The 10,832-nt window shown below is 72.9% G+C and carries 8 protein-coding genes; 4 read left to right on the top strand and 4 right to left on the bottom strand.

The window, feature by feature from the left end; genetic code table 11:
- Positions 1-164: 164 nt before the first annotated feature.
- Complete coding sequence (locus ACFY0X_RS25370) at positions 165-1,337, bottom strand: PP2C family protein-serine/threonine phosphatase (protein ID WP_387757801.1); 1,173 nt, start codon at positions 1,335-1,337, stop codon at positions 165-167.
- A 177-nt stretch (positions 1,338-1,514) separates the two neighbouring features.
- Between ACFY0X_RS25370 and ACFY0X_RS25365 the strand changes: the two genes are divergently transcribed.
- Positions 1,515-1,733, top strand: coding sequence for a heavy-metal-associated domain-containing protein (locus ACFY0X_RS25365; protein WP_387757800.1), 219 nt, complete (start codon positions 1,515-1,517; stop codon positions 1,731-1,733).
- A gap of 68 nt (positions 1,734-1,801) precedes the next feature.
- Entirely contained in the window at positions 1,802-4,054 is a 2,253-nt protein-coding gene (locus tag ACFY0X_RS25360; RefSeq protein WP_387757798.1) for a heavy metal translocating P-type ATPase, read from the top strand.
- 78 nt (positions 4,055-4,132) lie between these two features.
- Here the strand turns inward: ACFY0X_RS25360 and ACFY0X_RS25355 are convergent, their stop codons facing one another.
- The 3 genes from ACFY0X_RS25355 to ACFY0X_RS25345 all read right to left on the bottom strand — a co-directional run bounded on the left by ACFY0X_RS25355 (position 4,133) and on the right by ACFY0X_RS25345 (position 9,165).
- Positions 4,133-4,852, bottom strand: a complete 720-nt coding sequence (locus tag ACFY0X_RS25355; protein WP_387757797.1) for an SDR family NAD(P)-dependent oxidoreductase — start codon at positions 4,850-4,852, stop codon at positions 4,133-4,135.
- A gap of 560 nt (positions 4,853-5,412) precedes the next feature.
- Entirely contained in the window at positions 5,413-6,702 is a 1,290-nt protein-coding gene (locus ACFY0X_RS25350; RefSeq protein WP_387757796.1) for a citrate synthase, read from the bottom strand.
- 225 nt (positions 6,703-6,927) lie between these two features.
- Entirely contained in the window at positions 6,928-9,165 is a 2,238-nt protein-coding gene (locus ACFY0X_RS25345) for an ATP-dependent RecD-like DNA helicase (RefSeq protein ID WP_387757795.1), read from the bottom strand.
- Positions 9,166-9,359: 194 nt separating this feature from the next.
- Between ACFY0X_RS25345 and ACFY0X_RS25340 the strand changes: the two genes are divergently transcribed.
- Both ACFY0X_RS25340 and ACFY0X_RS25335 read left to right on the top strand, forming a co-directional pair.
- Positions 9,360-10,151, top strand: coding sequence for a VOC family protein (locus ACFY0X_RS25340; protein WP_387757793.1), 792 nt, complete (start codon positions 9,360-9,362; stop codon positions 10,149-10,151).
- 113 nt (positions 10,152-10,264) lie between these two features.
- A complete protein-coding gene (locus ACFY0X_RS25335) occupies positions 10,265-10,726 on the top strand; it encodes a GNAT family N-acetyltransferase (RefSeq protein WP_387757792.1) in 462 nt (153 codons plus the stop codon).
- Positions 10,727-10,832: the final 106 nt, after the last annotated feature.

The following is a 10,832-nucleotide window of genomic DNA, read 5'->3' as shown; positions in this document are numbered from 1 at the left end:
CTTCCCCCCCGCGCGCGCCGCCCCCCGCCCCCCCCCCCCCCCCCCCCCCCCACACCCCCCCCCCCCCCCCCCCCCCCCCCCCCCCCCCCCCCCCCCCCCGCCCCCACCCTCCCGAGAGCCACCCCTCCCGAGAGCCCCCACCACCCCACCCCCGCAGGGCCCCCTCACCCATCCGCCCACCCGATCAACAACAACAAAGCGTCATCCCGCAACTCCCCACCCGTGTGCTCCAGCAGATCCGCGTACACCCGCCCCACCGCCGCCTCCAGCTCCCCCGCCGAGCGCGCGGCGCCCCGCACCAGCGGCCCGACCCGCTCCGCCAGCGGGTAGAACTCCCCGCTCGCGCGGTGCCGCGCCTCGATCACCCCGTCCGTGCAGAGCACCAGCACGTCGTCCGCCCCGAACGGCTGCCCCCAGGTGGTCGGCTCCCCCGCCGCCAGCCGGCCGAGCCCCAGCGGCACCCACGGGTCGGGCGCGTGCAGCACGTGCGCCCGGCCCTCGCCGTCCACCCGGATCGGCGGCACGTGCCCGTACTGCAGCAGCTCCATCGTCCCCGGCGTCCGGAACTCCGCGAACAGCGCCGTGGTGAACTCGCCGTCCGGCACGTGGCGCTCGACGCTGGCCTCGATCCGCGCCGCGACGCCCCGCAGCCCGGGCTCGTCGTACGCCGCCTCGCGGAACGCGCCGAGCACGACGGCCGCGGTCTGCACCGCCCCCAGCCCCTTGCCCCGGACGTCCCCGACCGCGACCCTGGTCCCGTGCGGCGTCTCCAGGACGGAGTACAGGTCGCCGCCGATCCGTGAGGCGTCCGCCGCCGACACGTACCGCACCGCGAGCCGCAGCGGCCCGACGGCCGGCCCCGGCAGCTGCAGCAGGGCCCGCTGGGCGGCCTCGGCGACGGAGCTGACGGCTGCGAAGGCCGCCGCGCGCCGCATCCGGATCTTGGCGACCCAGGCCGAGAACAGCGTCAGGACGACGTAGCTGATCATCGCCCCGTACAGGAAGCGGGCGTCGTTGATGTTGTCGACCTGGTCGTGGTGGCTGAGCCCGAACACCGCGAGCAGCCCCAGCGAGCAGACCAGGAGCAGCTCGCCGGGTTTCAGGGTCAGCGCCGCGATGGTCGGCACCACGGTCATCAGCGGGGCCAGGTAGCGGTCCTTGCCGGAGAAGAAGTCCGCGAGTCCGACCAGCAGGACGGCGACCAGCGCCGGGGTGGCGCGCCACCAGAACGGCACGTCCTGGAGGTCGGCGGCGAGCAGCGCGCCGCGCTGCCGGTCCGGCGGCAGTCCGGCTGCCGTGGGAGCCGAGGGTGACTGGGCGCGGCGGAGCGGAAACACATACCGAACATAAGGGACGATCACGGCGGAGGCCCTGTCGGCCCCGGCCCCAGGGGGCGGGGCGGCCGGGCCCGCCATCCCGGGAATACCCTGCAGGGGTACGGTGTCGGAAGAGTCGTTGCCAGCACCGCACCCGGGCGAGCACCCGGGGCCGCCCACACCTCCCGGAGGCCTCCGATGTCCAGCACCATCACCTACACCGTGTCCGGCATGAGCTGCGGCCACTGCGAGAAGGCGATCAGCGAGGAGGTCTCCGCCCTGGCCGGGGTCACCGAGGTCGCCGCCGACGCCACGGCCGGTACCGTGACGATCTCCTCCGCCGCCCCGTTGGACGACGAGCAGGTGCGCGCCGCGATCGACGAGGCCGGCTACGAGCTGGTCGGCCGCAGCGCCTGAACCACCCCGGAGGGCGGGGGCCGCCACGGTGTCCCCCGCCGTCCGCCCGCACCGAGGAGCTGAACCGCATGAGCACGTCCGCGCCCGACCTCGGGGCCCGCGACCGGGTCGAGCTGTCGATCGGCGGGATGACCTGCGCCTCCTGCGCGGCCCGGATCGAGAAGAAGCTCAACCGGATGGACGGCGTCGAGGCCACCGTCAACTTCGCCACGGAGAAGGCCCGGGTCGACTTCGGCCCCGGCACCACGGTCGAGGACCTGGTCGCCACCGTCGAGCGCACCGGCTACACCGCCGAGCTCCCCCCGCCCCCGGCCGCCCCCGAGCCCGAACGGTCCGCCCGGCCGGAGCATCCCGACCCCCTGCGCGACCGGCTGCTGACCAGCGCCGTCCTGAGCGTCCCGGTGGTCCTGCTGTCGATGGTCCCCGCCCTCCAGTTCACGAACTGGCAGTGGCTGGCCTTCGCCCTCACCGGCCCGGTCGTGGCGTACGGGGGGCTGCCCTTCCACCGTGCCGCCTGGACCAACCTGCGGCACGGCGCCGCCACCATGGACACCCTGGTCTCGCTCGGCACCCTGGCCGCCTTCGGCTGGTCCTGCTGGGCGCTCTTCCTGGGCCGCGCCGGCATGCCCGGGATGCGCCACGACTTCTCGCTGTCCGTCGGCGACACCGACGCCTCCGCCACGCTCTACCTGGAGACCGCCGCCGGTGTCACCGTGCTGATCCTGCTCGGCCGCTACCTGGAGGCCCGCTCCAGGCGCCGGGCCGGGGCCGCGCTGCGCGCCCTGCTCGACCTCGGCGCCAAGGACGTCGCGGTCCTCCAGGAGGGCCGGGAGGTCCGGCTGCCGGTGGACCGGCTGACGGTCGGCACCCGTTTCGTGGTCCGCCCCGGCGAGAAGATCGCCACCGACGGCGTGGTGGTCGAGGGCGCCTCCGCCGTGGACGCCTCGATGCTGACCGGCGAGTCCGTCCCGGTCGAGGTCACCGCCGGCGACGCCGTCACCGGCGCCACCGTCAACGCGGGCGGACGTCTGGTGGTCGAGGCCACCCGGGTCGGCGCCGACACCCGGCTGGCCCGGATGGCCGAGCTGGTCGAGGAGGCCCAGAACGGCAAGGCCGCCGCCCAGCGGCTGGCCGACCGGATCTCCGCCGTCTTCGTCCCGGCCGTCGTCCTGATCGCCCTGGCCACCCTGGTGGTCTGGCTGCTGGCCACCGACAGCCCCACCGAGGCCTTCACCGCCGCCGTCGCCGTGCTGATCATCGCCTGCCCGTGCGCGCTGGGCCTGGCCACCCCGACCGCGCTGATGGTCGGCACCGGCCGCGGCGCCCAGCTCGGCGTCCTGATCAAGGGCCCCGAGGTGCTGGAGACCACCCGGACGGTGGACACCGTCGTCCTGGACAAGACCGGCACCGTCACCACCGGCCGGATGACCCTGCTCGCGGTGCACACCGCCGAGGGCGTGGACGGGGCCGAGGCCCTGCGCCTGGCCGGCGCCGTCGAGCACGCCTCCGAGCACCCGATCGCCCGCGCGATCGCCGAGGCCGCCGCCGAGGCCGGCGGACTGCCCGCCGTCACGGACTTCCGCAGCGTGCCCGGACGGGGCGTGCAGGGGGTCGTCGCGGGCCGCACGGTCGTCGCCGGCCACCCGGCCCTGCTCGCCGACCGCGCGCAGCAGCTGCCGCCCTCCCTGGCCCGCGCCGCGGCCACCGCGGAGGCGGCCGGCCGGACCGCGATCGCGGTCGGCTGGGACGGCGAGGCCCGGGCCGTGCTGGAGGTCGCCGACGCGGTCAGGCCGACCAGCGCCGAGGCCGTCGGCGAGCTGCGCGCCCTGGGCCTGACCCCGGTGCTGCTGACCGGTGACAACCGGGCGGTGGCCGAGGCGGTCGCCGCCGAGGTCGGCATCGCGCCGGAGCACGTGATCGCCGGGGTGCTCCCCGAGGACAAGGTCTCCACCGTCAAGCGGCTGCAGGCCGAGGGCAGGGTCGTGGCGATGGTCGGCGACGGCGTCAACGACGCGGCCGCGCTCGCCCAGGCCGACCTGGGCCTGGCGATGGGCACCGGCACCGACGCCGCGATCGAGGCCGGCGACCTCACCCTCGTCCGCGGCGACCTCCGTGCGGCCGCCGACGCCATCCGGCTCTCCCGCAGGACCCTGGCCACCATCAAGGGCAACCTGTTCTGGGCCTTCGGCTACAACGTGGCGGCGGTCCCGCTGGCCGCCGCCGGCCTGCTCAACCCGGTGATCGCGGGGGCCGCGATGGCCTTCTCCTCGGTCTTCGTGGTCACCAACAGCCTGCGGCTGCGCCGCTTCCGGCCCGCCTGACCCGGTACGCGCGAAGGCCCCGGACCGGGACCGGTCCGGGGCCTTCCGGCATGCTCCAGGGGCGCTCCGGGGCCTCCCTCAACGCCCCAGCAACTCCCCGCCGTTGCAGTGCAGGATCTCGCCGGTGATGAACCCGGCCTCGGGCGAGGCCAGGAACTGCACCGCCGCCGCGACCTCGCCGGTCTCGCCGATCCGCCCGAGCAGGGTGCGGGCGGCCCGGCGGGCGACCTCGGCCTCGTCCAGCCGCGGCCCGAAGAACTCGGTGCCCGCGACGGTGCCCGGCGCGACGATGTTGGCGGTGATGCCCGAGGTGCCCAACTGGGCGGCCAGGAAGTGGTTCCAGGCGTGCAGCGAGGCCTTCGCCGCGCCGTAGGAGCCGGCCCCGCGCAGGGCGGCGATGGAGCTGATGGTGACCACCCGGCCGGCGCCCGGGGTGAGCCGGTCGCGGACCGACTCGGTGAGCAGCACCACGGTCAGCACGTTGCGCTCGAAGTCCCCGCGCCAGCGCGCCAGCAGGGCGTGCGGCCCGCCGCCCACCACCGTCTCCCGGCTGCCGGCGTTGTTCACCAGGACGTCGATCCGCTCGGGCAGTTCGGCGAGCGCGGCCTCGACGGCGTCCGGGTCGGCGAGGTCGCACACCAGCGGGGTCACGTCCGGCCCGAGATCGGCCGCGGCCTTCTCCAGGACCTCCCGGCGGCGGCCCACGATCACCACGCGGTCGCCGGCCTCGACGAACCGCCGCGTGACCTCGTACCCGATTCCCGTGCCACCGCCGGTGACGACGACGTTCCTGGCCATCTGCGCACTCCCTCCCCAGTTCCGCCGTCGCGCGGCGAATGTGCGCGACGGTCCGTACCGGAATGCCACGATTCCTATCACGCTCGGTTGCCGTGACTGCGGGGAGGGTGACGTCCCGCCGGAGTGAAGGTGTGATATGGGCGTGGTACGAGGCGCACACGGAGCGTGGCGAGAGGCAGCTCACACCCCCCGGGCGTAACTTCTCGCACCCTGATACGTCTTAGGTTGGTAGTGCGGCAGTTTTTCCGACGGGCGGGCACACGCTGAACGGCAACGTGTCCCCGCGCCTCCGTCGGGCTGCCGCCGACGGGGCTCCGGCGGGCCCCGGGAACGGTCGTCGACCTCGACGGCCTTCGCGCACGACGCCGGGGTTCTGGCGGGCCTGGGACGCTTTGAGCGGCCGTCCCCGGCTGCGGCCGGCCCCGGAGTCGTGCGCCGTACGGTTCCGTCCCCCGCGCGGGCCCTCGGGCCCGCCACCGGGACGCGAAGGGGCCCGGCCGCTCAGCAGCGGTCGGGCCCCTCTCAGCTTCCGCGCGGGCCGGTGGCCGGCTCCGCTCCGGTCAGCGGGCGTCCAGCGGGACGTAGTCGCGGATCGCGGTGCCGGTGTAGATCTGGCGCGGACGGCCGATCCGGCTGGTCGGGTCGTTGATCATCTCGTGCCAGTGGGCGATCCAGCCCGGCAGCCGGCCGAGCGCGAACAGCACGGTGAACATGCTGGTCGGGAAGCCCATGGCGCGGTAGATCAGGCCGGTGTAGAAGTCCACGTTCGGGTACAGCTTGCGCGAGATGAAGAAGTCGTCCTTGAGGGCGTGCTCCTCCAGCTTGAGCGCGATCTCCAGCAGCTCGTCGCTCTTGCCGAGCTGGCCGAGGACCTCGTGCGCGAGCAGCTTGACCTGGGCGGCACGCGGGTCGAACGCCTTGTAGACCCGGTGGCCGAAGCCCATCAGCTTGACGCCGGCTTCCTTGTTCTTCACCTTCGTGATGAAGGAGTCGACGTCGCCGCCGTCCTTCTGGATGCTCTCCAGCATCTCCAGCACGGCCTGGTTGGCGCCGCCGTGCAGGGGGCCCCACAGGGCCGAGATGCCGGCCGAGATCGAGGCGAACAGGTTGGCGTGGCTGGAGCCGACCAGGCGCACGGTGGAGGTCGAGCAGTTCTGCTCGTGGTCCGCGTGCAGGATGAGCAGCTTGTCCAGCGCGTTGACGACGACCGGGTTGAGCTCGTAGTCCTCGGCGGGGACGGCGAAGGTCATCCGCAGCAGGTTCTCGACGTAGCTGAGGTCGTTGCGCGGGTAGACGAAGGGCTGGCCCATCGCCTTCTTGTACGCGTACGCCGCGATCGTCGGCAGCTTGGCGAGCAGGCGGACGGTCGACAGGTGGCGCTGGGCCGCGTCGAACGGGTTGTGGCTCTCCGGGTAGAACGTGGACAGCGCGCCGACGACCGAGGACAGCATCGCCATCGGGTGGGCGTCCCGCGGGAAGCCCTGGAAGAAGCGCTTGACGTCCTCGTGCAGCAGGGTGTGCTGGGTGATCTCGCGGTTGAACTCCGCCAGCTGGTCCGCGTTCGGCAGCTCGCCGTTGATCAGGAGGTACGCGGTCTCGATGAAGCCGCCATCGGAGGCGAGCTGCTCGATCGGGTAGCCGCGGTACCGCAGGATGCCGTTGTCGCCGTCCACGAAGGTGATCGCGGACTTGTACGCGGCGGTGTTACCGAAGCCGTTGTCCAGGGTGACCAGGCCGGTCTGCGGGAGCAGCTTCGAGATGTCGAAGCCGGAGTTGCCCGCAGTGCTCTCGACGACGGGGTATTCGTACTCGCCGTCCTGGTACCGCAGTACTACCGAGTTGTCGCTCACGTCTTCCTCACCGACGAAATGAATCCTCTTCCAAGGTGCCCTGACTGTCTCCACCATCCCCCATCCGGAGGACAGCCGCGCACCCGGGGTGGCCCGAAAGGGCCCGCCCCTACAAAACCTGCCGCCGCAGCCGGTACGAACCGGACAAGATCGGCACCACCCTAGGCTCTGCCGTAAATCTCTTCACGTCAAGAGAACATTAGAGGCAACCATCCCGTTGGATAATCATCCAGCTGCCAGCCGGTAGTCGAGTGCGGTATGCCTGCGACCTGCGCTGACGGCTCGGACGGCCTGTGCGATCGCCTTGCGTGACCCCACCAGCACGACCAGTTTCCGAGCCCTGGTCACAGCGGTGTAGAGCAGGTTTCGCTGGAGCATCGTCCAAGCGGACATGGTGACCGGAATCACCACCACCGGGTACTCGCTGCCCTGCGAGCGGTGGATCGTCACCGCGTACGCGTGGGCCAGCTCGTCCAGCTCGTCGAAGTCGTACGCCACCTCCTCGTCCTCGTCGGTGAGCACCGTCAGCCGCTGGTCGTCCGCGCTGAGGGCGGTCACCACTCCCACTGTGCCGTTGAAGACGCCGTTCCGCCCCTTGTCGTAGTTGTTGCGGACCTGGGTGACCTTGTCCCCCACCCGGAACGTCCGGCCGCCGAACCGGCGTTCGGCCAGCCCCTCCCGGGCCGGCGTCACCGCCGCCTGGAGCAGGGTGTTCAGCGTCCCCGCGCCGGCCGGCCCCCGGTGCATCGGCGCCAGCACCTGCACGTCCCGGCGCGGGTCGAAGCCGAACCTCTGCGGGATCCGGCGCGCCACCACGTCCACCGTCAGCCCGGCCGCCCGCTCCGCGTCGTCCTCGGCGAACAGGAAGAAGTCCGCCAGGCCCTCCGTCAGCGGCGGCCTGCCCTCGTTGATCCGGTGTGCGTTGGTCACCACGCCGGACTGCTGCGCCTGCCGGAAGATCCTGGTCAGCCGCACCGACGGGATCGGCCCGCCCTCGGCCAGCAGGTCCCGCAGCACCTCCCCGGCACCCACCGAGGGCAGCTGGTCCACGTCCCCCACGAACAGCAGGTGGGCGCCCGGCGGCACCGCCTTGACCAGCTTGTTCGCCAGGATCAGGTCCAGCATCGAGGCCTCGTCGACCACCACCAGGTCCGCGTCCAGCGGCCGGTCCCGGTCGTACGCGGCGTCCCCGCCCGGCTTCAGCTCCAGCAGCCGGTGCACCGTCGAGGCCTCCACCCCGGTCAGCTCCGCCAGCCGCTTCGCCGCCCGGCCGGTCGGCGCCGCCAGCACCACCTTCGCCCGCTTCGCCAGCGCCAGCGTCACGATCGACTTCACCGTGAACGACTTGCCGCAGCCCGGACCACCCGTCAGCACCGCGACCTTCTCCGTCAACGCCAGCCGCACCGACTGCTCCTGCTCCGGCGCCAGCTCCGCCCCGGTCCGCTTCGCCAGCCAGGCCAGCGCCACCGGCCAGTCCACGTCGCCGAACCACGGCATCCGGTCCGCGTCCGAACCCAGCAGCCGCAGCAGCTGGTTGGCCAGCGAGATCTCCGCCCGGTGGAACGGCACCAGGTACACCGCGGTGACCGGCTCGCCGCCCTCACCCGGGACCGCCTCGCGGACCACCCCCTCGGCGGCCACCAGCTCCGCCAGGCAGTCGATCACCAGCCCGACGTCCACCTGGAGCAGCTTCACGCCGTCCGCGATCAGCCGCTCCTCCGGCAGGAAGCAGTGCCCCTGGTCGGTGCTCTGCGACAGCGCGTACTGCAGACCGGCCTTCACCCGCTCCGGACTGTCGTGCGGGATGCCCACCGCCTGGGCGATCCGGTCCGCCGTCAGGAAGCCGATGCCCCAGACGTCCGAGGCCAGCCGGTAGGGCTCGTTGCGCACCACCCCGATCGAGCCGTCGCCGTACTGCTTGTAGATTCGCACAGCCAGCGAGGTGGAGACCCCGACCCCCTGGAGGAAGACCATCACCTCCTTGATCGCCTTCTGCTCCTCCCAGGCCGCCGCGATCTTCTTCGTCCGCTTCGGCCCCAGGCCCGGCACCTCGATCAGCCGGCCCGGCTCGTTCTCGATCACCTCCAGGGTGTCCACCCCGAAGCGCTCCACGATCCGCTCGGCGAACCGCGGCCCGATCCCCTTGATCAGCCCCGAGCCCAGGTACCGCTGGATCCCCTGGATCGTGGCGGGCAGCACCGTGGTGTAGTTCTCCACCGTGAACTGCCGCCCGTACTGCGGGTGCGAGCCCCACCGCCCGTGCAGCCGCAGCGACTCCCCGACCTGCGCCCCCAGCAGCGCGCCCACCACCGTCAACAGGTCGTTCCCGCCCCGGCCGGTGTCCACCCGGGCCACCGTGTACCCGGTCTCCTCATTGGCGTAGGTGATCCGCTCCAGCACGCCCTCGACCTGCGCCAGCTGGCGCGGCACCTGCTGCCCAGACTGCGCCGCCTGCTTGCTCACCGGACCCCCTTCGACCGGTACGGGTGGATCGATTCCGCTACGCACCGTACCGCCCCGGCCCGACAGTCCCGCACCCTCCGGGCGCACAGCGCTGCCGTGCGCCTGCCCGGCCGGGGTGCCAGGCTGGGAGGGGACCGAGGGGGGCCCGCCGTCGACCGCGCCCGCCCGGGCCCCGTCCGAGGAGCAGTGCCGCCGTGCTCAACACCGACTTCCGCCCCGGCTCCCCCGTCTGGCTCGACCTGAGCAGCCCCGACACCCACGCCTCCGTCGACTTCTACACCACGCTGTTCGGCTGGTCCTTCGACTCGGCCGGCCCCGAAGCCGGCGGCTACGGCTTCTTCCAGCTCGACGGCCGGACGGTCGCCGCGCTCGGTCCGCTCGCCGAGGACGGCAGCCCTCCCGGCTGGACGCTCTACTTCGCCACCGAGGACGCCGACCGCACCACCGCCCTGGTCGAACAGGCCGGCGGCCGCGTCCGGTTCGCCCCCTTCGACGTCTTCACCGCCGGCCGGATGGCCGGCTACACGGACCCGACCGGCGCCGACTTCGCGGTCTGGCAGCCGCACGACACCCGCGGTCTGGACCTCGTCACCGAGGAGGGCAGCCTGTGCTGGGCCGAGTGCCACAGCATCGACGCCGCAGCCGCCAAGTCCTTCTACCGCGCCGTCTTCGACTGGCAGGAGCAGGACGTCCCGCTCGGCGAGGCGGTCTACACCGTCCTCACCCCGGCCGGCGGCGGCACCGAGGACGCCCACGGCGGCATCGCGCAACTCGGCCCCGAGCAGACCGCGCGCGGCACCGGCTCGCACTGGCTCCCCTACTTCGAGGTCCCCAACACCGACGCCGGCCTCGCCATCGCCGCCACCCTCGGCGCGACCGTACGGGTCCCGGCCACCGACGTGCACGGCGTCGGCCGCCTCGCCCAGCTGGTCGACCCGCACGGCGCGGTCTTCGCCGTCATCACCAGCGCCAAGCCCGGGGACTGACGGGCCGTACGTGGTCTCGATGGGGTCCCAGGGCCCTTCAGAAGGGCCGTGAAGGGGTGCTACGGGCGTAGACCGGGGTTGGTGGCCGTAAGTACTGCTTCTACTCTCTGATCATGACTGAAACGGCTGTTCTGACGATCCGACGGGCCACCCCCGACGACCTGCCGGCGATCGTGGCCATGCTGGCCGACGACCCGCTGGGCGCCACCCGCGAGAGCCCCGACGACCTCACTCCCTACCGCACCGCCTTCGCCCGGATCGACGGCGACCCGCACCAGCACCTGATCGTCGCCGACCGGGCCGGCCGCACCGTCGGCACCCTGCAGCTCACCGTCGTCCCCGGTCTCTCCCGGGCCGGCGCCACCCGCACGATCATCGAGGGCGTCCGCATCCACGCCGACGAACGCGGCAGCGGACTGGGCACCGAACTGATCGAGTGGGCCGTCGCACGCTCCCGCGAACTCGGAGCCGACCTCGTCCAGCTCACCTCCGACGCGACGCGTACGGACGCCCACCGCTTCTACGAGCGGCTCGGGTTCACGGCCTCCCACGTCGGGTTCAAACTCAAGCTCTGACACTGCCCCGGAAACGCGAAGAACCCCCATCCGGATCCCGGATGGGGGTTCTTCAGCAATGATTGTTCGGCGGCGTCCTACTCTCCCACAGGGTCCCCCCTGCAGT

Source organism: Kitasatospora sp. NPDC001547 (genome assembly GCF_042894165.1).
GTDB lineage: Bacteria > Actinomycetota > Actinomycetes > Streptomycetales > Streptomycetaceae > Kitasatospora.
This window is presented reverse-complemented; position numbering and strand designations above follow the sequence as displayed.